The following is a 22,909-nucleotide window of genomic DNA, read 5'->3' as shown; positions in this document are numbered from 1 at the left end:
TTATCCATAAACTGCGCTGTTTTAAAATTTTTTGCTGTTAAGACTTAGTATTTGAAAGTCACACCGGCAGAGGCGAGACGACCACCGTTGACATAGTAGTAACCTTGGTCTTGGTACGCTGTCTTGTACTCAACATCACCAATGTTTTGAATGTTAGTAAAGAGCTTCACATTTGGGTTTACATTCCAGAATGCATTTACATCTACGGTCGCATAGCCCGGCGTTTTGTAGTTTGCATCCCATTCTTTGGATTTGGACTTGGCCACTAAAGATGCGCTAATACCATATACATCATTTTGAATACCGGTAGTTAAGGTTAACCCTTGACGAGGACGGCGGCCCAAGTCTTCATGGGTTTCTTCATTTTCAGGCTTGACGTAGCTATAGGTTGCCTTGGCAAATAAATCAGCTTGCTGCCAACCCAGGTACAATTCACCGCCTTGATAGCTTGCCTTATTGATGTTACCTAACTTGCCAAAGTTAACTGATGCGATCAGGTCTTTTACTTCAGTGTAATAGGCAGATAAGCCGGTTTGAAAACCGTAAGCCAGGTTTTGGTCAAGGCCGATTTCATAAGAGCGGCTTTCTTCAGGGTTCAGATCCGGGTTGCCGTTCCAGGAATTATAAAGTTCATTTAACGTTGGTGATTTAAATGCTGTACCCACATTTGCATATACACTTGTAGATTGAAGCAATTGATAGCGTGCAGCGATTTGACCCACGGTATGTGAACCATACTTTTCATTATCTTCGACACGCACACCCACCTGAGTATTGAGCTTCGTTCCCTTAAACTGGTGTTGAACATAATATCCAGTCGAGTTTACATCTTCATCATATGGTGTGCCGTAAGACAGAATATCACCATCCAGCTTGCGATGAGTAACACCCGTCAGCAAAGTCTGCTGAGGCATGAAGTTCCATTTGGTATAGAGTTCAGCTTCCCGGGTTTTGCTGTGCACGAAATCGGTCGAATCTTTTTGCTCTACTTCATCATTAAACTGGGACAAACGTGCATTCAGTTCAAGCTGTTTCGTTAAATTCACACGACCACGAAGATTAAGCATTTCATTTTCAAAGTCTTGTTTTAGCAGTGCCCCATTAAATGTATAAGCATCATATAGGCTCGTACCTTCGTTTGTACTGTAGTCTACAGAGGCAGCAAAATTCTCTTTTTCAACGCCAAGTTTGGTACTCAAGCCTTTTTGATCAAAAGCAGCTGTTGCATTGGTATTGGTGTTTTGATTGGTGACTTTGGTTGCCTCGGATTCGAGACGTTGACCGCGCACCTGAGCATAGAAACCGTCTTCTGCTAAATCTGCACCGATGACAGATTTATAGGTTTGATGCTCGCCTATTTCACCGGTTACAAACGCCGTATTTTTTTCTGGTGTCTTTGAGACCAGGTGCACCACACCGCCAATGGCATCGGTACCATACAGAACAGAAGCAGGGCCTTTTAAAATCTCAATTTGCTTAATATCTGTGGTATCAATAAAAGCAAGGCTTGCTGTGCCAGAAGATGCATTATTCAGTCGCACGCCATCACGCAAAACTAAAGTATGGTCGGATTCAGTGCCACGTAAATAAATATCGGCAAGTTGCCCCATACCGCCGCTTTGCACCATATTGATGGCTGCATCGTGTTTAAGTAGGTCAGGAAAGGAGGCAATCGGAGATTGCTCAACAATTTTAGGTTCAATAATTGAAATTCTTGAAGGAACAAGGTTTATTTTTTCTTCAGAACGGGTTGCCGTCACCACCAAAGTATCTAAAGAAGTATTTATTGAAGGTGTATTTGCTGTGTCTTTTGCAGAAACACTGGTAGAAAGACCCATTGCAATAGCAATTGTGCCCACTAAAGCAGTAGGCTGAAAAAGAGATGACATGTTTTGCGCTCCATACATTCACCCCACGTGAATGACTGAGTTAAAGAACACAACAAGCAGGTATCCGGACTTAAATGCACATGCATCTGCATGCTACATATCCACCTTCCCACATTAACATGCAGTGGTGTAAATCAACTGATTTATAAAGATATGCTTTTCATTTTACCGTTGCGGGGGCAGTGTTGGATTTGCACCAACTTCCCTAAAGCCTAAGCTTGACTTGTTGCAAGATGCGCGCAGTATAAGGTCTGCATATCATTTAAACAATATTGATGAAGAATAATCAGGATGAACTTTACTCAAGCTAAAAAAATTGCATTACAATGATTCGCCCCAATCTATCTGTTTAGAGCAAAAATTGGGTTTTAGTTGAGCCAGATTAGAGCCAAAAACATGCGAACCCGAGCCAAAATTTGTGGAATTACCCGTGTTGACGACGTACATGCTGTGGTGAACAGCGGTGCAGATGCAATTGGTTTTGTATTTTATCCACCCAGTCCACGCAGTGTGACCAAAGAGCAAGCGAAAGAACTGATCCAGCATGTACCTGCCTATGTGCAAACAGTGGGTTTATTTGTCAATGCATCAGCAGATGACATTCTACACGTTTTAAAAGATGTGCCCTTGGATATGCTGCAATTTCATGGTGATGAAACACCTGAACAATGTCAGGAAATTGCAGCGCAAGTGGGCCGCCGCTGGTACAAAGCCATCCAGGTGAAACCGGGTTTAGATATTCAAGCCGAAATTCAAGATTATCAGGATGCAGGGGCAAGTGCTGTGCTGTTAGATGCCTGGCATCCAGATTTAAAAGGGGGCACCGGGCATAGCTTTGACTGGAGCACTTTTCCAAAATTAAATATTCCGCTCATCTTGGCAGGGGGCTTAAACCCTGACAATATCGAGCAGGCAATTCTCACCACACAAGCCTATGCTGTGGATGTGAGTGGCGGTGTCGAGTCCGCAAAAGGTATAAAAGACCAACAACTCATCGAACGCTTTATGCAAGGAGTCCTACGTGGATCAGCAAAATAATGTGATTGACTATACCCAATTCCCTGATGCAAAAGGGCATTTCGGTATCCATGGCGGACGTTTTGTGTCAGAAACCCTGATGGCAGCTCTAGAAGATCTAGAAAAGCTGTATTTCCGTATGAAAAATGACGAACAGTTTCTGGCAGAATTCGACCGTGATCTCGCCTATTATGTAGGTCGTCCTAGTCCTTTATATTATGCTGAGCGATGGTCAAAAGAGTTGGGTGGTGCGCAAATTTACTTAAAACGTGAAGACCTGAACCATACCGGCTCACATAAAATCAACAACACCATTGGTCAGGCACTGCTGGCTAAACTTTCCGGTAAGAAACGTATTATTGCAGAAACAGGTGCAGGTCAGCACGGCGTGGCAACCGCGACGATTGCGGCGCGTTTAGGTCTGGAATGTGTGGTGTTCATGGGCGCTGAAGACGTGAAACGTCAAGCCATGAACGTCTATCGTATGCGTCTGCTCGGTGCAACGGTTGTGCCGGTAGAAAGCGGTTCAAAAACATTGAAAGATGCCATGAATGAAGCCATGCGTGACTGGGTAACCAATGTTGATTCAACCTATTACGTGATTGGTACGGTGGCCGGTCCTCATCCATATCCGCAACTGGTTCGTGATTTCCAGTCGATCATTGGCCGTGAAGCACGCCGCCAGATTCAGGAACAGGCAGGCCGCTTGCCAGATGCACTTGTGGCATGTGTGGGTGGTGGTTCGAATGCAATGGGCTTGTTCTATCCATTCCTCAATGACCAAGACGTGAAAATGTATGGTGTGGAAGCAGCTGGTTTGGGGATTGAAACCGGTAAGCACTCTGCGCCGTTAAATGCCGGTCATGTCGGCGTATTGCATGGTAACCGTACTTACCTGATGTCAGATGAGCAAGGCCAGATTATTGAAACGCATTCCATTTCTGCCGGTCTGGATTATCCGGGTGTTGGGCCTGAACACAGTTTCTTGAAAGATATGCACCGTGTTGAATATGTGCCGATCAAGGACACAGAGGCACTGCAAGGTTTCCGTGATTTAACCCAGATTGAAGGCATTATTCCGGCACTGGAAAGTTCACATGCGATGGCTTACGTGACCAAACTTGCGCCTACCATGTCTAAAGATCAAATCATTATTGCAACGGTTTCAGGCCGTGGTGATAAGGACTTGATGACTGTGGCGCGTATTGATGGCGTAGAAATGGTGGAGATGTAAAACATCTTCCTCATCCTCTTGAAGAAAGAGGGAATAGCCCCCCTTTGCAAAAAGAGGGTTGGGTGAATTGAAAAATCGCATTCAAGTCATTGGATGCGATTTTTTCAACTCCGCAACTAAGTTTTCCTGAAATTTGAATCGTGAATAGACGACATGGATGTCGTCCGTATTTCTGTGATACAAGGAAGTATCATCAGAAATATAAAAGGGTTTTGTTACTTTTGCCCTGTCAAAAGTAAGGTACCACTACGAATCAAAATTTAATTCAAAACAGTAATTCGTGTGCTTGATTGCCAATTTTTTATGTTGTTTAGAGAAGATATAACACATGGAAATAATACGTTACTTTGGAAAAGCCCAAAGTAACCAAAGGCTTTGTATTGAGCAGATATTACCTGCCTGTAATACTGCTCAACGGGCGACATCCATGTCGCCAGCGCTTATCATATTGAGATGTAATAATTATTCTCCTAACTAACTTTTATCATGTAAAGTTCCCCCCTCCTTTGAAAAGGATGAGAAACACTGTTTCGTAAGGGAGGAGGATTAAAATTAAGGAGAGAATCATGCCCAGTCTTTTTATTGTCATGCTCGGTGGTCGCCACGCACGTGCCAATACAGAAGTTCATGATGTCGTACTGGCAGTCGGTGATTCTCTTGAAGATGTTTATCCTCAATTAAAACATGCATGGTTTGGCGAGCAAAAAGGGCTGCATATTGATGCCTGGGCACAAATCAACGGAATTGAATTTGAAGGTAAAAAATATCAAATTCAGTTTGGTGATGCAGCGCCGAATTCATCTTCAGAACATCTGTTTTTAGTAAATTTGGGTGGCTACGACGCTCAAGAATTTGGGGAACTGCACCGTTATGTTCTGGTCGTGGCGCAAAATGCCAAGGGGGCAAAACAATACGCTAAGGCTTATTTTGCCAAGCATTGGCAGAAACAGCATACCGACCGAATATTAGATGTGGATGACTGTATTGCGATTGACCATATTCATGGACGCTATGTACAGCTGGTTGAAGGTCAGTTTTCAGCGAACCACTGGGAAAATACCTATTTAATGCTGGATGAGGGATAATTTATATCTAATTGATTAATAAATTATATTTATCAAATATTAGACCAGGTGAAATATTATAAATTTTTGTATTTTTTCGATGAAAATTGCTTTTTGACACTTTCAAGTTCCGCTTATATAGGCATAATAACGCTAAGGAATTGTTATCTCTTGGCTAGATGGAATTTGATAAATGGATTTGATTCAATCAAATGGACAACCGCATTATGGACGTTTTAGCGTCCTCCCTAAAACCATCGATTTGAATCAATACCAGTACAAGACACCTTATGGCGATGTCTTAACCGGTTGGCGCAAGCGATTAAAATATAAAAAGTTTAAATTTTGCTGCATTCAGCATGGCCATTATACGATCGGTCTGGCGATTGCCGATATTGCATGGGCTGGGCATGCCTTTTTCTATATTTATAATCATCAAAACCATGAGGTTTTAGAATGGAATGCCATTAACCTGTTATCACGCAATACCGTGGTAGATGAACAGCCGCTTTATAACCAGAGTTTTTTTTCCAAGTCGCCTTTTCAAATTGATATCCAGCATGCCAATGGCGTGCGTTATATCCATGTCACAAAATACGGGGAAATTAGGCTCAGTGCGCGAATTTTCTGTGCAGGTACAAACCCGCTTAGTATGTGTAGCCCGACGGGGATCAATGGCTGGACTTATACCCAGAAGCTGACCACTTTGGCGTGTGAAGGCTTTTTTATCAATAAGCAGGGTGAAACCATACAGTTTAATGAAAGAACGTTTGCATCGCTGGATGATACCTGCGGTTTTCTGCGTCCGGAAACGGCATGGTTCTGGTTATCCTGCAATTTTTGGGATGCACAAAATAACCGGATCGGTTTGAATCTGGCTTCAGGAGTCAATGAAAGTTTTGGTAATGAAAACTGTTTATGGGTGAATGGGGTGCTGTATCCTGTCAGTGATGTTTTGTTCCAGCATCTGGATGAGGGACACTGGACCATTCGCTCACTGGATGAAAAGTTAAATCTGGATGTCAAAACGGGCTGGCGACGTTATGAAAATCTGAATTTAAGACTGGTGGGCAGTCAGTTCAGCCAATGGCAAGCCAAAATTAGCGGGACCATTCAGCAAGATGATCAGGAAATTGTCTTGATCAATGAATATGGTTTGCTCGAACAGCATTATGCCAAGTGGTAAGCGCCAAGTGATTAATCTACAAAAATAAAAAAAGCCTGCGATATAAGCAGGCTTTTTTTATTCTTTTGCCGCTTGCCAAAACGCTTCGCCCGCTTGTATAGGGTCGCCAGTTTCTTCTAAGGTTTTGACCCAGACCTCGTATTGGGCAATCACCGGATGCTGGTTGGGATGAAAGTCTTTTTTAAACCAGTCGCGATATTGCTTGCTCATTTTGGTGAGCGTACCTTTTCTCCCAAAGAACCACGGGAGTCCGCGAATATTCATTTGCAGACGTTGCAATGGGCTAAATCCGTCATGCTTTAACATGACATTGGCACGGTAAATGGTAAAGCCGAACATTAATGCGGTGGTCCATGCCAGAACAAATTTACGGGTACTTTCAGGTACATTGCCCACCTGTTTCATCACGTCAAAAGCAACATCCCGATGCTCCATTTCTTCAATCGCATGCCAGGCAAACAGTGCCCGCACAAAGGGATGAGCATCTCTTAACGTTTCTTTATTGCCGAAAAAGGTTTCTGCCATTAAGGCCGTCAAGTGCTCAGCGGCAGCCGTCATGGCAATATTGTATTGCGGAGAACGTTTTTCCAGCTCGAATTTAAAAATTTTATTCAAACGCTGAATAAACTGATCGACCGGCATGCCTTGTTCTTTCATGACCTGATTCATTTTGTCATGCGCAATGCCGTGCTGTGCTTCCTGGCGGATAAAATCTGCCACACGCTGCTTTAAATCCGGATCGGTAATCTGGTCCCGAAACAGACGGACTGACTGGATAAAATAACGTTCGCCATCCGGGAAAGTCAGGCTAAGTGCATCGAACATCCGGGTAATAAACGGATCGCCTCCAAACCAGAAGCGTGGTACTTCATTCAGCTTGAAATCCAGATTGCTACGTACGACTGGAATAACCTGTGCTTGGACAATGGCATTCATGTTGTTTTACTTCAATTGCCTGGGATGATTGCAGTATGTCGGGATTTTTCTGTTTTGTTTTGACAGTAGTTGCCATTTTTTATACATTTTACGCCAAAGTGAAAATATAAAATGTCAAAAATAATCAGGATACATCGTGCAAGAATTGCAAATTCCAAATGGCTATTTTCAGTTGCTTCAAATGTATTTTCAGCAGCAGGGAATGGACCTCTTTAGCTTGGCCTGTCTAGCGCAGCACCAAGCACACCTGCGTTATGTTTTATCTTTGCCTATTGATTCGCAATCGAGCTATTCATTTTTTGCAGAAGTCATGCAGCTGACTCAAAAACAGATGAATTGTCCGCAGTTGGTATTTGAAATGGCCCGCCTGATCCGCCCTGAACACTTTGGTGTACTGGGCTATATGGCGACTCGAAGTAACAGTGTAGCAGAGGCGTTGCAATATGTGATCCGCTTTAGCCGTCTGGTGATTGACGGAGCGGATGTTAGCCCGATACAGATGCATCAACGGAACAAAAAGATCAGTTTAAGCTGGCCTTTGCATGATTTGAAATATGCCTTGCTCAATGAAATGACCATGGCCTGTATGGTGCATTTGGCCCGGCAGATTTTTCCGGCCGAAAAAATTGAGTTATTGCAGGTCAATTTTGCCCATAGTCCACGAATGGCAGGTGATCATTATCAAACGTTCTTTGATTGCAAAGTGGCATTTAAACAGTCGAACTATTCTTTTGAGATCAGTGCGGAAAACTTATGGCTGAAGTCCGAGCTGGCGGATCCCTCTTTAATGCAGCTTTTACTCAGGCAGGCAGAAGATGCCATTGCGGCCAAACCCCATTATGAAAATCTATTGCTGCATATTCAGCAAAAACTGGCTGAATATTTGCGAGTTAAGGAACAGACCCCGAAAATAGAATGGCTTGCGGATGAATTGCATGTGTCTGTACGAACCTTGCAGCGTCAACTTTATGAACAAGAGACTTCCTTTAAAAAACTGCTTGAAACCGAGCGAATGAAACGCTGTGAACAGTTACTGCTACAAACCATGAGTTTTACGGAAATTGCCATGTGTCTGGGTTATTCAGATCAGTCGGCGTTGGCACGTGCGTATAAAGCGTATAGTGGTCAAACCCTATTACAGAGAAAGCAGCAACTCAAAACCCAGTCAGAACGATAAAAAACGCCCTGTTCAGGTCGCTTGGTTCGTGAATGCAACTGTGCAAGCACTCCTTCAGCTAGAGCTTTGGGCGTTATATAAAAGTAGTGGAGTACAGGTTTTGCTATTGCTCCAAACTTTAAGAATAAAAGCTAACTTAATTATTTTTATCAATTTTTTAACAATAAAAATAAATTTATCCGCGTGGTGGATATTTTTTTACAAGGCAAAATTAGGCATCTTTGATCATTGAGAAAAAATCGTAAATATCAGTAAATGGTGCTCTCGGATTGTTCTGAAAAAATGAGATGCTGAGTCGAAAGTAGCGTGAAATGCTCAGGCTCTATTCAATGAGTAAAAAATAGCGTTACAATGCGTTGTCTTGTATTTCTACAAAGCCAACTCCTCAGTTTTTTAATAATTCAAGGAAAGTACAACCCTATGTCACGTTTAGCCACTCGTTTTGGACAGCTTAAATCTCAGCAGCGTAAAGCGCTTGTTTCTTATGTAATGGCAGGTGACCCTCATCCACAAGTAACCGTTCCATTGTTACATCAAATGGTTGAGGCTGGGGTAGATGTGATTGAACTTGGGCTACCATTTTCAGACCCTATGGCGGATGGCCCGGTCATTGCCCTTGCAGCGGAACGTGCACTGGCAGGCGGAACCAATACCCTGGATGCTTTGAACATGGTGAAAGAGTTCCGTCAGAAAGATACAGAAACACCGGTGGTTTTGATGGGTTATCTTAACCCTGTAGAAGTGATCGGTTATGAAAAGTTTGTGTCAATCGCCAATGAATGCGGTGTCGATGGTGTGCTTCTGGTGGACTTGCCGCCTGAAGAAGCCAAAGATTTTGATGACGTGTTGAAGAAATTCGACATGGATCAAATTTTCTTGCTGGCACCGACATCGACTGATGAACGTATTCAGCATGTGGCGAATCAGGCCAGTGGCTTTATCTACTATGTATCCTTGAAAGGGGTAACCGGTGCTGCAACCTTAGATGTTGCTGAAGCGGCAGCCCGTATCCAGAAAATTAAAACTGTGACTGACGTTCCTGTGGGTGTCGGTTTTGGGATCAGCGATGCTGCCTCGGCAAAAGCCATGGGTGTAGCAGCTGATGCTGTGATTGTTGGTAGTGCATTTGTAAAACAGTTTGCGAACTTAGCGCCAGAACAAGCCGTTGTCGAAACGGTCAATAAAGTCAAGGAGCTTCGAGCTGCGCTCGATGAGTTAGTATGAATCAAGAAGTGAAATCAGGCAAAATTCTTAGCCCAGCGAAGCCGTGGACCGAACGTCATGTTCCGGGTATTCAAGTGCCCGATGAGCAAGCTGCACTCAAAGCAACATTTACCGAGCCTACGGTTGAGTGTCCTGAATGTCATGCGCTGGTTACACGTACCGCGATGACATTTAATGCCTATGTTTGTCCACAATGCGATGAACATTTGCGTATGAAAGCACGCGATCGCTTAAACTGGTTCTTCGATCAGGTTCAAAATGAATTGGGTCAGGAATTTGTTGCTAAAGATCCGCTGAAATTCGTCGATAGCAAAGCCTATCCGGACCGTATGTCTGAAGCGCAAAAGAAAACCGGCGAAACTGAAGCCTTGGTGGTAATGCAAGGTTTGCTGAAAGACATTCCTGTTATCGCGTGTGCATTTGAATTCGACTTTATGGGCGGTTCAATGGGTACAGTGGTAGGTGACCGTTTTGTGCAAGCTGCTGAGCGCGCCATTAAAGAGAAACAACCTTTAATCTGTTTTGCTGCATCAGGTGGTGCACGCATGCAGGAAGGCATGTTGTCATTGATGCAAATGGCACGTACTTCTGCGGCAATTCAAAAAATGAAAGACGCTGGCCTGCCATATTTAGTAGTGTTGACCCATCCGGTTTATGGTGGCGTAACTGCATCATTGGCAATGCTCGGTGATGTACATATTGCAGAGCCTAAAGCCATGATCGGCTTTGCGGGTAAACGCGTTATTGAGCAAACTGTACGTGAAAAACTGGAAGAACCGTTCCAACGCGCAGAATATTTGCTTGATCATGGTGTAGTCGATCAAATTGTTCATCGTCACGCATTACGTGATACTGTATATCGTATTATCGCGAAACTGATGAATTTGTCTTGAACACAGCACCACTTGCAACAGACTCTTTAAACACATGGCTCGATTATTGGAGCCATGTTCACGTTACGGGTATTGATTTAGGTCTGGAACGGGTTATTCCTGTGGCTGAAAAGCTCGGTGTGACACGTCCGCAGGCCAAAGTGCTGACTGTAGCGGGAACCAACGGTAAAGGTTCAACCACCACTACTCTGGCTGCCATTTTAAATGCGCAAGGTTATCGGGTAGGACTGTATCAATCACCGCATATTTACCGTTTTAATGAACGGGTGAAACTGGCCGGGATTGAAGTGGATGATCAAACCCTGGTAGATGCCTTTGTGCAGGTGGATCAAGCCCGTCGTGACTGTGATTTAACCCTGTCTTTCTTTGAAGCCACCACACTGGCAGCTTTTATGATTTTTCAAGTCAAGCAATGTGATGTCTGGGTGCTTGAAGTCGGGCTGGGTGGCCGTCTGGATGTAGTCAATGTGATTGATCCGGATGTCGCCGTGATTACCAATATTGGTCTGGATCACACCGACTGGCTGGGCGATAGCATTGAAAAGATTGCATTCGAGAAAGCCGGGATTATTCGTCCGAATATTCCCGTGATTTTTGGCGGTTCGCAAGAGCTTCCTCAAGCCATACAAAACAAAGCCGATGAATGTCAGGCACAATTGTTTGCCGTCAATCGTGATTATTTCTATCAATATACCGATGATGGTCAAGCCTGGATGTTTGCCTCATCGGGCACAACTTTAAAACTTCCCCTCGGTGCTCTGGCACTGGAAAATATTTCCACCGCCGTTGCCGCGATTCTGGTCAGTGGCTTAAACGTGACTCAGCATGCCATTGCACACGGCATTCAAAAGGCACAATTGCCAGGCCGCTTTGAAATACGCCAAATTCAAGATAAAACGGTTATTTTTGATGCCGGACATAATCCGCATGGCGTAGAATTTTTGTTAAATCAGTTGCGAAAATTTTTAGAATACAATAAACAGTACACAGAAGTGATCAGTGTTTTTTCCATGTTGACGGATAAAGACATCAAATCTGTCGTAGATTTGTTGAAAGATACTGTTTTAACATGGAAAATTGCACCCTTAGCCGTTCCGCGAGCAGCTGCAGTCGAACAGCTGGATGAAGCGTTACAGGGCGAAACAGTACAACACTTCAATAGTGTTCAATTGGCTTTTAAATCAGCGCTAAATGAAACAAAAAATAATCAGCTGATCTTGGTATGTGGTTCATTTCATACCTTAGAAGCGGTATGGGAGTATTTGGAAGAATGTCAATGAATAGCAAACAACGCTGGATGGGAGGCGTTGTTTTATTAGGTGGTGGTGTTTTATTGGCAGCATTGCTTCTAAAGGGTAAAGAAGAAATATACCAGAATGAACTCAGAACATCTGACTTGGCCGCCCAGGTTGAGCAAAAAAAGCCGGTAGCAGATGGGGGAATGGTTCAGTTGCAGCCTTTAACGGTTGATGTGGAAACAGAAAAACGTTTACTTGAAGAACAACGCCGGGCACGTGAAAAAGCGGTTGCAGAACAGGAAGCACGTGCAGCCGAGTTTTTGGCGATGCAGCAACAGGCTGAGGCAGAAGCGGCACGTAAGGCAGCCGAAGAATATGCCGCTTTAAATGCGCTTCGCAGTGGAGCACAGCAGAGTTCGGATAATATTCCGCCTGAACTGGTAGAAGATGAAAAAGCCAAACAAAAGCGTCTGGCTGATGAAAAGTTGCTCGCTGAAAAAAAGTTACAGCAGCAGACAGCTCAACAACAACGAACTGATGCTGATAAAAAAATAGCTGAAGAAAAGCGTAAGGCCCAAGTGGAAGCCGAAAAGCAGTTAGCTGCGAAGCAAGCAGCCGAGAAAAAAGCCGCTGAAGAAAAGGCAAAGCATGAGGCGGAATTAAAACGCAAAGCAGAAGCTGAAAAACAGTTGGCTGCCAAAAAGGCGCTGGAAGCCAAGAAAAAAGAACAAGCCGAGCGTGAATTAGAGGCCAGGAAAAAAGCTGAAGCCAAGAAAAAAGCTGAAGCTGAAAAAGCCCGTGATTTGCTGGAAAATGGCGATAAGCAGTGGATGGTTCAAGTGGCCTTGGCCGCCAATGAAGCCAACGCAGATGCACTGGCCTCCAAGTTGCGTGCCAAAGGTTATAAAGTGACCAAGAGCCCAACATCCAAAGGGGTTCGCATTATGGTGGGACCGGCTAAAGATCGTGATATTGCCGATGCTACCCGTAAAAAAATTACTGCCGATAAAAGCCTGGGAATGCAGTCGGCATGGGTGATTGACTGGGTTCCACTCGATAAGCGCTAAATCTGGCTTGAAACTAGACTAAGGTGGATTCAACAGTTGCTGTTGAATCCATTTTACATTTTCAGGAATGAATATTTTTTCAATATGAATCCAGACGGGGTGAAAGCCGTAACCGCCATGTTTCATTTCATTGAGTGCATCCGCAATGGACCAGTTTTCAAAAATAATCCGGTACATGGCTATACTTGCACCGGTACGGTCTGAACCGTGATAACAATGGATGAGTACTTTTTGATTTAAGGCTTTGGCTTGCTGAATCTGCCGCATGACCTCTAATAAATCTTCACGCGACATTGCCCAGGTGTGGATGGGGATATGAACCAATTTAAAATCTTTGGATGGCAGCACAGTCAGATCTTTGTTTCTTGACCTTAGATTAATCACCACATCAATATCGTGTGCCTTCAATTGCGGAATCAGTTCGGCATTGGGTTGTTCACTACGAAACACATGCTCGCTAATTTGATAAAAATTATCTGTTTGATTAATTAATGTCCCCCAGTGTGCAGGGCGTTGTTCAGGTGAAAATGCAGCTGTGGTCATGCATCCCGTCAAACTTGAGCTACAGAGTAAAATGGCAAGAATGGTTTTTTTCATCATGTTAGATAACGCGCCAGTTCAATAGGGTCATGTGCACAGATAATCTCGATATTTTTTTCATTTTGTGCAAGTTGCTGGATTTTGTGCAAGTTATCTATACGTCTCTGATTGTCTTCGGCAAAAAACCGCTCCAGTTTATCCAGTGTTCTTAGCCTGTTTGTAGGGTTGAGTTGCAAGTGGGAGAAATAGGCATCACCACAGAAAAACAGCCAGCCATCATTCTGCTTAATGGCAACCCCGCAATGACCCTGGCTATGACCCAGCAGGGGAATCATTAAAATTTCATCCTGAAATATGTGAAATCCCTGTACTTGATGCAGGTTAAACCAAGCTTCGCCCTGATCAGGTTCTATAAAGTTCCAGTATCGGTGCTGCCTGAATTGCTGGGTTTTATAACGGGCTTTATTTTTTAAGGAAAAAAAGTTTTGAGTAGCATTATATTCGCTGGAAAGGATATGCACGGTAGCGTGCGGAAAATCGGAAATACCGCCGGCATGATCAAAGTCAAGATGTGAGATCAGAATATGTTTTACATCTTTGGGGCTAAAGCCCAGGTTCTGAATCTGGGCAAGCGCCGTGAGTTCTAAATTATTTTCGATGCGACCTAGTCGTGAAACCAGATTGCCTAAGCGGGCTTTGGTATGCAGATAATCTTGTACGCCTAAACCGGTATCCACCAATACCAAGCCTTGATCGGTTTCCAGCAGCAGGCAATGACAAACCACTTTGGCACGTAAACCTTTTTGCCCAAACAGAGGGCCGCACACAGGACACATCGTGCCACAATGCAAATGATGAATGTTATAGATCACAATATTTATTCTTAAGATGATTAGGCTTAGTTATAAACTGGCTGTGAAACAAACGCCAACTTGATTTTGTAATTCAATTTCTGAGCTGAATAAAAAAGCCTGTCATCAGACAGGCTTGAGCAAGATCAGGATTTGGCTCGTCATTTTCATCCTGTATTTGCTGCATACTTGCGGCAGAGCTTCTCACCTTGTGCGCGCGAGGGTAGAGCAGTATTTTCTGAGTAAAACTACGCGCTTTGCTTGTCTTGCGACAAAATAAGACAGCACTTTAATTTTAACTCGAAGCCTAGCTTCTCGTCTTCTTGCGGAATATATTCCTCAGGGCAGAGCAGTGCTCTGCTTGTCCAAAACTACGCGCTGCGCTTGTCTTGCGCAAAATTAAAAAGGAATCCTTTTAATTTTGCTCAGGCTGTGGCGTTAAACGTAAATAAGGGGTTACAGCTTTATAGCCTTTCGGGAAACGTTGCTTGATTTCGTCTTCATCTTTAAGAGAAGGTACAATCACCACATCTTCACCTTGCTGCCAGTTGGCCGGTGTGGCTACCTTATGGTTGTCAGTCAGTTGCAGCGAATCAACCACACGCAAAACTTCATGGAAGTTGCGGCCAGTCGAAGCAGGATAGGTAATAATCAAACGTACTTTTTTGTTCGGATCAATAATCACCAAAGAACGAACCGTCAAGGTTTCACTAGCATTCGGGTGAATAAAGTCATACAGCGTTGAGACTTTACGGTCTTGATCGGCAATGATTGGAAAGTTCACAGAGGTGTTCTGGGTTTCGTTAATATCCTTAATCCAGCCCTTATGGGATTCAACATCATCAACCGACAGGGCAATGGCTTTGACGCCACGTTTTTCAAATTCATCCTTTAGTTTTGCGGTATAGCCGAGCTCAGTGGTACATACCGGTGTGTAGTCGGCAGGATGGGAAAATAAGATTCCCCAGCTGTCGCCCAAAAAGTCGTAAAAATTAATCGTGCCTTCGCTTGAGTCCTGCACAAAATTCGGTGCGGTATCACCTAAACGTAATGTCATTTTCTATTACCTCAAATTATTTGTTATAAGCCTTGATGAGACTTAATATGGCGCATTTTTTTATGCAATGAAAATAGTGTTTTTGTATTTCTTTATGAACATATGGAATATAAAAACTGACTTGATTTGTAAAAACAATATGAACGGTTAGGTTTATGGCTATATTGGCTGTTTAAAATTTGTTACATTGTTTGACCTTGGCTGTCATGTGCTAGAACAGGTGATCAGAATTTTTTTACTGGTTTTGTGCAAACCCCTTGTACTTCAAATTTCTAGCACCATAATAACGACTGAGAAAAAATTTATTCATTCGACAAGCAAGATTTAGAGAGTCTATTCATGTTGGCAAGTCTGATCGGAGGCATCTTCGGTACCAAAAATGAGCGCGAACTCAAACGCATGCGTAAAATCGTAGACAAGATTAATGCGCTCGAGCCGACGATATCTGCACTAAGCGATGCAGACTTATCTGCAAAAACTGAAGAATTCAAACAACGATATAACAAAGGCGAAAGCCTGGATAAATTATTGCCTGAAGCATTTGCTGTTTGTCGTGAAGCGGCTAAGCGAATCATGGGAATGCGTCATTATGATGTTCAGCTGATTGGTGGTATTACCCTTCACGAAGGGAAAATTGCAGAAATGCGTACCGGTGAAGGTAAAACCCTGATGGGAACCCTGGCGTGTTATTTGAATGCCATTAGCGGGCAGGGTGTACATGTCATCACTGTGAACGATTATCTGGCACAGCGTGATGCCGAGTTAAACCGTCCCTTATTCGAATTCCTGGGTTTGAGCATTGGTGTCATTTATTCCATGCAGGACCCAACAGAGAAAGCAGAAGCCTATCGTGCCGATATTACTTACGGTACCAATAACGAATTCGGTTTCGACTACCTGCGTGACAACATGGTGTTCTCTCTGGCCGAAAAAAAACAGCGTGGCTTAATCTATGCCATTATCGATGAGGTCGATTCGATCCTAATTGATGAGGCGCGTACACCATTGATCATTTCCGGTCAAAGTGATGACTCGTCTCAGCTTTATGCAGCCATCAATAGCATTCCGCCAAAACTTCATGCGCAAAAAGAAGAAAAAGTGCCTGATGGTGGTCATTTCTGGATTGATGAAAAACAGCGTCAGGTTGAAATGACTGAAGTCGGTTATGAGGCTGTAGAAGACCAGTTGATTCAGATGGGTTTGCTGGCTGAAGGCGAGAGCCTGTATTCACCCTCTAACCTGAACCTGGTTCATCATGTTTCTGCCGCAATTCGTGCGCACTACCTGTATCAACGTAATGTGCACTACATCATTCATGATGGCGAAGTGATTATTGTGGATGAAAATACCGGGCGTACCATGCCGGGTCGTCGCTGGTCAGAAGGTTTACACCAAGCGGTTGAAGCCAAAGAAGGTCTGGAAATTCAGCCTGAAAACCAGACTTTGGCAACCACCACTTTCCAGAACTATTTCCGTCTTTACAAAAAGCTTTCTGGCATGACCGGTACAGCCGATACCGAAGCTGCGGAAATGAAAGAAATTTATGGTCTGGATGTAGTACTGATTCCAACCCATCGACCAATGATCCGTAAAGATGAAAACGATCTTATTTATTTAAACCGTAATGGTAAATACAATGCCATTATTCAAGAAATTCAGCGCGTGCATGAAGATGGTGTGGCACCGATCCTGATTGGTACGGCAACCATTGAAGCGTCTGAAATTCTTTCTGAAAAATTGAAAGAAGCGGGCATTCCGCATGAAGTGCTGAATGCCAAACAGCATGAACGTGAAGCAGACATTATTGCCCAGGCCGGTTCACCGCGCGCTGTGACCATTGCCACCAACATGGCCGGCCGTGGTACCGACATCTTGCTGGGCGGTAACTGGAAAGCCAAACTTGCCAAAATTGAAAATCCAACTCCTGAAGATGAAGCACGCTTAAAAGCTGAATGGGAACAAAACCATGAAATGGTATTGGCGTCTGGCGGCTTGCATATCATCGGTTCAGAACGTCATGAATCACGCCGTATCGATAACCAGCTGCGTGGTCGTGCCGGTCGTCAGGGGGATCCGGGTGTTTCACGTTTCTACCTGTCGCTTGAAGATGATCTGATGCGTATCTTCGCGGGTGATCGTGTAGTTGCCATGATGCGTGCGATGGGCTTGCAGGAAGACGAAGCGATTGAACACAAGATGGTGTCGCGTTCGATTGAAAATGCACAGCGTAAGGTAGAAGCACGTAACTTCGACATTCGTAAGAACCTGTTGAAATACGATGACGTGAATAACGAACAGCGTAAAATCATCTATTCACAACGTGATGAAATTCTCGCTGAAAGTACGCTACAAGATTACATTGAGGAAATGCACCATGAAGTGGTGAAGGGTGTGATTGCTAACTACATTCCACCTGAATCGATTCATGACCAATGGGATATCGATGGTCTGGAACATGCACTGCGTGAAGAGCTCGGTATTGATTTACCGGTCAATCAATGGCTGGAAGAAGACCGTCGTTTAGACGAAGAAGCTTTGGTAGAACGTATTTCTGATGAAATTGTCGCACGCTATCGCACTCGCCGTGAACAAATGGGTAGTGAATCAGCAGCCATGCTGGAACGTCACTTTATGTTGAGCGCTTTGGATCGTCACTGGAAAGATCATCTTGCTGCGATGGATTACTTGCGTCAGGGCATTCATTTGCGTGGTTATGCGCAAAAGAATCCTGAACAGGAATACAAGAAAGAAGCCTTTAACCTGTTTGTAAACATGTTGGCTGTCATTAAATCCGATGTAATTACAGATCTTTCGCGTGTTCATGTTCCTACAGCTGAAGAACTGGCTGAAATGGAAGCCCAACAACAGGCTCAAGCAGAAGCAATGAAGTTGAATCTAACGCATGCAGAATTTGATAATTTGTTAGCGGGTGATTTAACCGGTACTGAAACTGTAGAAGTCGAGTCGGGCTTTAATCCGGCAGAGCAAACATTTGCACCGCCTGCAAGCCGTAATTCACCTTGTCCATGCGGTTCAGGTTTAAAATACAAGCAATGTCACGGTAAAATTTAATTTTTATCTTAAGCATTCAGCCACTTTATATATTTATTTCCCTCCGGATTTGAATCGATAAAGTGGTTTTTTTATTGCAACAAAATAAGAGTTTATTTTTTGCAAGATGTGAATATGTTTGCAGAGCGCCAAATTAAGTGGTATTTAGTGCATATTGATGAACATTGACTCGCGGAAAAGACAATGAAAAAAGTATTACAACCATTGATGATTTTAGCTTTGGCTATTCCAGGTTTGGCTTTTGCCAATGAGCCATCAAAAAATGCCGCAGCAAATGCTGTGAAAGATGAAAACACGACGGTGATGAGTCCGCGTACAGGAATTCGCTATACCTTTGCGAATCCGCAGCAACGTCCTGTGGTGTTAAAAACGGCAGCGATTACGCCTGCAAATGTAGCAAATGCAAACCGCATTGTCGCTTCAAATCCGGCTTTATCTGCTGCAAGTCAGGAAAAAGCCAAACAGGCACTGTTATCGGAATCAACTCAATTAGCTTCCAACTAAATCTAATCTATTGCTAGAACCAGTCTGCGGACTGGTTTTTTATGCCTGAAAATGTCAAACTGATAAAAAATAAATCAAACAAAGTGTTCTACTCGATTTTTTACTGAATTTCTACTAAGCTGTCTTTTTATCACGAACTTATTTGGAAGTTTAAAAATGGCGGTGGGCGACTTAACAATGCCACAGATGCATGTGGTTAAAGGTGTAAAAATTGGTTCAGCTGAAGCATATGTACGCTATCAGAACCGACGTGACCTCGTTATTTTTGAATTTGCTGAAGGTTCAAATGTTGCCGGTGTGTTTACCCAAAATGCATTCTGCGCAGCACCGGTACATGTGTGTAAAGCTCATTTGCAAGCGGGGAATCCGCGTTATCTGGTCATTAATACCGGTAATGCCAATGCAGGTACTGGCAAAACCGGTATGGCAAATGCCCAGGCGACGTGTGCCAAACTGGCTGAACTGGCTGGTGTATCGACTAACGAAATTTTACCTTTTTCAACCGGTGTGATTGGCGAGCAGTTGCCGATTGAACGCTTGGTGAATGGTTTACAGCCTGCATTAGACTCTTTAAAAGAAGATGCTTGGCTAGATGCGGCAACAGGCATTATGACCACGGATACGCTACCTAAAGGGGCATCAGAACAGTTTGAAATGGATGGTGTGACTTATACCATGACCGGCATTTCCAAGGGTGCCGGCATGATTCGTCCAAATATGGCGACCATGCTCAGCTATGTTGCGACCGATGCACCTATCAGCCGTGAACTAGTGCAGCAGCTGTTAAAAACCACGGTGAATGTTTCATTTAACCGTATTACCGTAGATGGTGATACCTCAACCAATGACTCCTGTATTTTTGTGGCGACAGGTCAAGCGGGTGGTGCTGAAATTACCTCAACTGACGATGCACGTTATGCGGTTGTTCTGGATGTGTTGACCCGTGTTATGAAGCGCTTGGCTCAACTGATTGTACGTGATGGTGAAGGGGCGACCAAATTCATTACCGTTGCGGTTGAAGGTGGAGCAGATACCCAGGAATGTTGTGACGTTGCTTATAGCATTGCTCATTCTCCGCTGGTGAAAACTGCAATTTTCGCCTCAGATCCGAACTGGGGACGTATTCTCGCCGCAATTGGTTATGCCGGTGTTAAAAATTTAGACGTTGAAAAAATCCAGGTTTGGTTAGATGATGTACAGATCTGTAAAGATGGTGGTGCGGCAGCGGACTATACGGAAGAAGCTGGTGCACGCGTGATGTCTCAGGCTGAATTGACCATTCGGGTCGATTTGGGACGAGGACAGGCAAAAGATACAGTCTATACCTGTGATCTGTCTTATGACTATGTCAAGATTAACGCGGATTACCGTTCGTAAAATTCAAATTGAATGACAAAGCCTCCGTTGTGAGGCTTTTTTAGCATTCAATCAATCGGCAAAGGGCTGGTGAATGAGCAAATTGCCCCCATATCATCAGTGACTTGAGTACGCTTGTGTTAGGGCAAGCATGAAGATAGAGAAGACGTTGTTATGAATGATGCGACCAATTTAATTGCCAATGAAGCAAAATCGATTGTGCAGGCGCATTTAGATCGTTTAGGCGAACCTAAAGATATTCATTTAAGTGATGAGGTCAAACAGGAGAAGTTTGCACAAATTCTGGCAGAACTCAAAAAACGTGATGCTGTCCTGGTCGCTCATTACTATTGTGATCCCGAAGTGCAAGAGATTGCAGAACTGTCGGGTGGGTGTGTTTCTGATTCATTAGAAATGGCACGTTTTGGCCGAGACCATCCTGCCAAAACCTTGGTGGTCGCTGGGGTGAAATTCATGGGAGAAACAGCAAAAATTCTTTCTCCTGAAAAAACCGTGCTTATGCCTACCCTGGAAGCGACCTGTTCGCTGGACTTGGGTTGTCCGGTCGATGAGTTTACAGCATTCTGCGATGCCCATCCCGATCACACAGTGGTTGTATATGCAAATACATCTGCTGCTGTTAAAGCACGTGCTGACTGGGTGGTGACCTCAAGCTGTGCAGTTGAAATTATTGAACATCTGGATAGCCTGGGTGAAAAGATTATCTGGGCACCTGATCAGCATCTGGGGCGTTATATCCAGAAGAAAACCGGTGCAGATATGTTGCTATGGGATGGTGCCTGTATCGTGCATGAAGAATTCCGTGCCCGCGGTATTGCCCAGATGAAAGCATTGTATCCGGATGCAGCGGTTCTGGTTCATCCTGAGTCGCCAGAGTCAGTGGTAGACATTGCAGATGCAGTAGGAAGCACCTCGCAACTGATTAAAGCCGCACAAACGCTTCCAAATGAGCGTTTAATTGTGGCAACCGACCGCGGCATTTTCTACAAGATGCAACAAGCTGTGCCAAACAAGACATTAATCGAAGCACCGACTGCAGGTGAAGGGGCAACCTGTCGCTCATGTGCCCATTGTCCGTGGATGGCAATGAACGAATTAGATGGAATTTTAGAGGTTTTACAAAAGGGTGATCAAGAAATACACGTTGATCCTGCTCTTGCAGAACGCGCTAAATTACCACTTGATCGTATGTTAAGCTTTAGTGCGAGTTTAAAACGTTAATTTTGATCAAAAAATGCCTAAAATGCTTGATAAATAAGCGGTTGAAGCGTTTTTTTGAGTTTTTTTGAATATAGGTGTTGACGTCTCTAGGCGTCACGCCTAAAATGCACCCCGTACCGCACGATGTGCGATACACTAAAAGCTGAGATGAATCGGAGTATGGCGCAGCTTGGTAGCGCATCTGGTTTGGGACCAGAGGGTCGTAGGTTCGAATCCTACTGCTCCGACCAATTCTTCAAGGCGAGTATCGCATGATAGTAATATCATCGGTCATGCGCCTGTAGCTCAGTTGGATAGAGCATCCGCCTTCTAAGCGGATGGTCACAGGTTCGAATCCTGTCAGGCGCGCCATTTGGTAGTCTGGTATTATAGAACCAAAATGTTGTAACGGTGGATGTAGCTCAGTTGGTAGAGCCCCGGATTGTGATTCCGGTTGTCGTGGGTTCGAATCCCATCATTCACCCCAATTTCGGAGTATGGCGCAGCTTGGTAGCGCATCTGGTTTGGGACCAGAGGGTCGTAGGTTCGAATCCTACTGCTCCGACCATTTTAAGTGTCAACTTAAAAATAAATAATCCGCTTAAATGCGGTTTTTTTATGCCTGAAATTTAATAATTATCTTCAATCTTCAATCTTCAATCTTCAATCTTCAATCTTCAATCTTCAATCTTCAATCTTCAATCTTCAATCTTCAATCTTCAATCTTCGTGGTTTAAAGCCATTGAGGGGGTGAAGTGAGTTTATTTAAGCCTGGATGATGGTATTGAACAAAAGACCCACTCCAAAATTACAATACCTTCTTGTGTGGAGTGGGTGTGTAGATAAGTCTATTGTTAAATCTCGCTATACTTTCTGCTTTGATTGTTGATGTATTTGAATAAGCTGTATTTAAAGGCTGGCTATAATTGAAGAGAGGAAGTGTTAAAAGCATAAAAAGCAGAAAAGAATAAAATTATTTATTCTTGGGAGGAATGAAAAATATTTTGACCTGTTTGTCAGGAGAACTGAAATTGTTGTTAATTTAAACTTAAAAATAATAAAAACCTGCTGTTTTGTAGAATAAATAAACAGTCGTGATGTTTTTGCTGAATTATTTAAAAAAGGGTGTTGCATTGAGGGTGAAATGCTGTAGAATGCACATCCATCGGCGGCGATGAAGATTAAAACTTCTGATAAAACAGTAACTTAGTTAAAATTGATTGAGTTGGGTTTTAGAAAGAAAGTTTAAAAATAATGTTTATTACCAGTTGACTTTCTGAAAAGAAAGCGTAATATAGCCGACCTAGCTTGCTGCTGACGAAGCAGTAAGAAGATCATTAAGAGATTATGAAGAACAACTTGTGTGGATTTTTACTGGTTGAT

The 22,909-nt window shown here is 43.6% G+C and carries 18 protein-coding genes, 4 tRNA genes and 1 riboswitch; of the genes, 17 read left to right on the top strand and 5 right to left on the bottom strand.

Going from position 1 to position 22,909, the window contains the following annotated elements; genetic code table 11:
- Positions 1 to 44 precede the first annotated feature (44 nt).
- Positions 45 to 1,889, bottom strand: coding sequence for a TonB-dependent receptor plug domain-containing protein (locus tag H4I94_RS14435; protein WP_261183549.1), 1,845 nt, complete (start codon positions 1,887 to 1,889; stop codon positions 45 to 47).
- 37 nt (positions 1,890 to 1,926) lie between these two features.
- Positions 1,927 to 2,131: riboswitch (cobalamin riboswitch) on the bottom strand.
- Positions 2,132 to 2,285: 154 nt separating this feature from the next.
- On the opposite strand from H4I94_RS14435, the gene H4I94_RS14430 reads away from it, so the two are divergent.
- The 4 genes from H4I94_RS14430 to H4I94_RS14415 all read left to right on the top strand — a co-directional run bounded on the left by H4I94_RS14430 (position 2,286) and on the right by H4I94_RS14415 (position 6,390).
- Positions 2,286 to 2,927, top strand: a complete 642-nt coding sequence (locus H4I94_RS14430; RefSeq protein ID WP_261183558.1) for a phosphoribosylanthranilate isomerase — start codon at positions 2,286 to 2,288, stop codon at positions 2,925 to 2,927.
- Complete coding sequence (trpB, locus tag H4I94_RS14425; protein ID WP_092820352.1) at positions 2,911 to 4,140, top strand: tryptophan synthase subunit beta; 1,230 nt, start codon at positions 2,911 to 2,913, stop codon at positions 4,138 to 4,140. The genes H4I94_RS14430 and trpB overlap by 17 nt, the downstream gene beginning before the upstream one ends.
- Positions 4,141 to 4,706: 566 nt before the next feature.
- Complete coding sequence (locus H4I94_RS14420) at positions 4,707 to 5,225, top strand: DUF1543 domain-containing protein (RefSeq protein WP_261183548.1); 519 nt, start codon at positions 4,707 to 4,709, stop codon at positions 5,223 to 5,225.
- Between the two features lie 172 nt (positions 5,226 to 5,397).
- Positions 5,398 to 6,390 (top strand): DUF2804 domain-containing protein, encoded by a 993-nt coding sequence (locus H4I94_RS14415; RefSeq protein WP_092821064.1) that lies wholly within the window; start codon positions 5,398 to 5,400, stop codon positions 6,388 to 6,390.
- Positions 6,391 to 6,447: 57 nt separating this feature from the next.
- Here H4I94_RS14415 and H4I94_RS14410 read toward each other — a convergent pair whose 3' ends face one another.
- Positions 6,448 to 7,326, bottom strand: a complete 879-nt coding sequence (locus H4I94_RS14410; protein ID WP_261183547.1) for a metal-dependent hydrolase — start codon at positions 7,324 to 7,326, stop codon at positions 6,448 to 6,450.
- A 136-nt stretch (positions 7,327 to 7,462) separates the two neighbouring features.
- Here H4I94_RS14410 and H4I94_RS14405 point away from each other — a divergent pair, with 136 nt between their 5' ends.
- The 5 genes from H4I94_RS14405 (at position 7,463) to H4I94_RS14385 (ending at position 12,925) form a co-directional block, all read left to right on the top strand.
- The gene (locus H4I94_RS14405; RefSeq protein ID WP_261183545.1) at positions 7,463 to 8,503 is read left to right on the top strand and encodes an AraC family transcriptional regulator; all 1,041 of its coding nucleotides are present in this window, start codon (positions 7,463 to 7,465) and stop codon (positions 8,501 to 8,503) included.
- Between the two features lie 420 nt (positions 8,504 to 8,923).
- Complete coding sequence (gene trpA, locus H4I94_RS14400; RefSeq protein ID WP_131274636.1) at positions 8,924 to 9,727, top strand: tryptophan synthase subunit alpha; 804 nt, start codon at positions 8,924 to 8,926, stop codon at positions 9,725 to 9,727.
- A complete protein-coding gene (gene accD / locus H4I94_RS14395; RefSeq protein ID WP_261183543.1) occupies positions 9,724 to 10,620 on the top strand; it encodes an acetyl-CoA carboxylase, carboxyltransferase subunit beta in 897 nt (298 codons plus the stop codon). Before trpA ends, accD begins: the two co-directional genes overlap by 4 nt.
- Positions 10,617 to 11,900 (top strand): bifunctional tetrahydrofolate synthase/dihydrofolate synthase, encoded by a 1,284-nt coding sequence (folC, locus tag H4I94_RS14390; RefSeq protein WP_261183542.1) that lies wholly within the window; start codon positions 10,617 to 10,619, stop codon positions 11,898 to 11,900. The genes accD and folC overlap by 4 nt, the downstream gene beginning before the upstream one ends.
- Positions 11,891 to 12,925, top strand: a complete 1,035-nt coding sequence (locus H4I94_RS14385; protein WP_409976767.1) for an SPOR domain-containing protein — start codon at positions 11,891 to 11,893, stop codon at positions 12,923 to 12,925. Before folC ends, H4I94_RS14385 begins: the two co-directional genes overlap by 10 nt.
- A gap of 18 nt (positions 12,926 to 12,943) precedes the next feature.
- On the opposite strand, the gene H4I94_RS14380 is transcribed toward H4I94_RS14385, so the two are convergent.
- The 3 genes from H4I94_RS14380 to H4I94_RS14370 form a co-directional block, all read right to left on the bottom strand.
- Positions 12,944 to 13,522 (bottom strand): dual specificity protein phosphatase family protein, encoded by a 579-nt coding sequence (locus tag H4I94_RS14380; RefSeq protein ID WP_261183557.1) that lies wholly within the window; start codon positions 13,520 to 13,522, stop codon positions 12,944 to 12,946.
- Positions 13,522 to 14,337 (bottom strand): MBL fold metallo-hydrolase, encoded by an 816-nt coding sequence (locus H4I94_RS14375; RefSeq protein ID WP_261183540.1) that lies wholly within the window; start codon positions 14,335 to 14,337, stop codon positions 13,522 to 13,524. Before H4I94_RS14375 ends, H4I94_RS14380 begins: the two co-directional genes overlap by 1 nt.
- 394 nt (positions 14,338 to 14,731) lie before the next feature.
- Positions 14,732 to 15,373 carry a peroxiredoxin gene (locus tag H4I94_RS14370; RefSeq protein ID WP_261183539.1) on the bottom strand — a complete coding sequence of 214 codons (642 nt, stop codon included), beginning with the start codon at positions 15,371 to 15,373 and terminating at the stop codon, positions 14,732 to 14,734.
- A 339-nt stretch (positions 15,374 to 15,712) separates the two neighbouring features.
- Here H4I94_RS14370 and secA point away from each other — a divergent pair, with 339 nt between their 5' ends.
- From secA to H4I94_RS14330, 8 genes are all read left to right on the top strand, one after another.
- Positions 15,713 to 18,445: a preprotein translocase subunit SecA gene (secA, locus tag H4I94_RS14365; protein ID WP_261183538.1), complete on the top strand. Its 2,733-nt coding sequence runs from the start codon at positions 15,713 to 15,715 to the stop codon at positions 18,443 to 18,445.
- 183 nt (positions 18,446 to 18,628) lie between these two features.
- Positions 18,629 to 18,949: a hypothetical protein gene (locus tag H4I94_RS14360; RefSeq protein ID WP_261183537.1), complete on the top strand. Its 321-nt coding sequence runs from the start codon at positions 18,629 to 18,631 to the stop codon at positions 18,947 to 18,949.
- A gap of 156 nt (positions 18,950 to 19,105) precedes the next feature.
- The gene (argJ, locus tag H4I94_RS14355; RefSeq protein WP_261183536.1) at positions 19,106 to 20,326 is read left to right on the top strand and encodes a bifunctional glutamate N-acetyltransferase/amino-acid acetyltransferase ArgJ; all 1,221 of its coding nucleotides are present in this window, start codon (positions 19,106 to 19,108) and stop codon (positions 20,324 to 20,326) included.
- Positions 20,327 to 20,479: 153 nt separating this feature from the next.
- Entirely contained in the window at positions 20,480 to 21,547 is a 1,068-nt protein-coding gene (gene nadA, locus H4I94_RS14350; RefSeq protein WP_092821088.1) for a quinolinate synthase NadA, read from the top strand.
- 153 nt (positions 21,548 to 21,700) lie between these two features.
- Positions 21,701 to 21,777, top strand: a tRNA-Pro gene (locus tag H4I94_RS14345).
- Positions 21,778 to 21,821: 44 nt separating this feature from the next.
- Positions 21,822 to 21,898: transfer RNA gene (locus H4I94_RS14340), tRNA-Arg, on the top strand.
- A 39-nt stretch (positions 21,899 to 21,937) separates the two neighbouring features.
- A tRNA-His gene (locus H4I94_RS14335) sits at positions 21,938 to 22,013 on the top strand.
- Between the two features lie 4 nt (positions 22,014 to 22,017).
- Positions 22,018 to 22,094: transfer RNA gene (locus tag H4I94_RS14330), tRNA-Pro, on the top strand.
- Positions 22,095 to 22,909: the final 815 nt, after the last annotated feature.

Origin of the sequence: Acinetobacter sp. T_3_1, assembly GCF_025377055.1 — a bacterium.
Classification (GTDB): domain Bacteria; phylum Pseudomonadota; class Gammaproteobacteria; order Pseudomonadales; family Moraxellaceae; genus Acinetobacter; species Acinetobacter kookii.
This window is presented reverse-complemented; position numbering and strand designations above follow the sequence as displayed.

Coding starts and splice junctions, on each gene's coding strand:
- H4I94_RS14385 (WP_409976767.1), top strand. CDS start 11,891: ATGTCAATGAATAGCAAACAACGCTGGATGGGAGGCGTTGTTTTATTA.
- secA (WP_261183538.1), top strand. CDS start 15,713: ATGTTGGCAAGTCTGATCGGAGGCATCTTCGGTACCAAAAATGAGCGC.
- accD (WP_261183543.1), top strand. CDS start 9,724: ATGAATCAAGAAGTGAAATCAGGCAAAATTCTTAGCCCAGCGAAGCCG.
- H4I94_RS14380 (WP_261183557.1), bottom strand. CDS start 13,522: ATGAAAAAAACCATTCTTGCCATTTTACTCTGTAGCTCAAGTTTGACG.
- H4I94_RS14420 (WP_261183548.1), top strand. CDS start 4,707: ATGCCCAGTCTTTTTATTGTCATGCTCGGTGGTCGCCACGCACGTGCC.
- trpA (WP_131274636.1), top strand. CDS start 8,924: ATGTCACGTTTAGCCACTCGTTTTGGACAGCTTAAATCTCAGCAGCGT.
- H4I94_RS14415 (WP_092821064.1), top strand. CDS start 5,398: ATGGATTTGATTCAATCAAATGGACAACCGCATTATGGACGTTTTAGC.
- H4I94_RS14430 (WP_261183558.1), top strand. CDS start 2,286: ATGCGAACCCGAGCCAAAATTTGTGGAATTACCCGTGTTGACGACGTA.
- H4I94_RS14360 (WP_261183537.1), top strand. CDS start 18,629: ATGAAAAAAGTATTACAACCATTGATGATTTTAGCTTTGGCTATTCCA.
- H4I94_RS14435 (WP_261183549.1), bottom strand. CDS start 1,889: ATGTCATCTCTTTTTCAGCCTACTGCTTTAGTGGGCACAATTGCTATT.
- H4I94_RS14370 (WP_261183539.1), bottom strand. CDS start 15,373: ATGACATTACGTTTAGGTGATACCGCACCGAATTTTGTGCAGGACTCA.
- H4I94_RS14410 (WP_261183547.1), bottom strand. CDS start 7,326: ATGAATGCCATTGTCCAAGCACAGGTTATTCCAGTCGTACGTAGCAAT.
- nadA (WP_092821088.1), top strand. CDS start 20,480: ATGAATGATGCGACCAATTTAATTGCCAATGAAGCAAAATCGATTGTG.
- argJ (WP_261183536.1), top strand. CDS start 19,106: ATGGCGGTGGGCGACTTAACAATGCCACAGATGCATGTGGTTAAAGGT.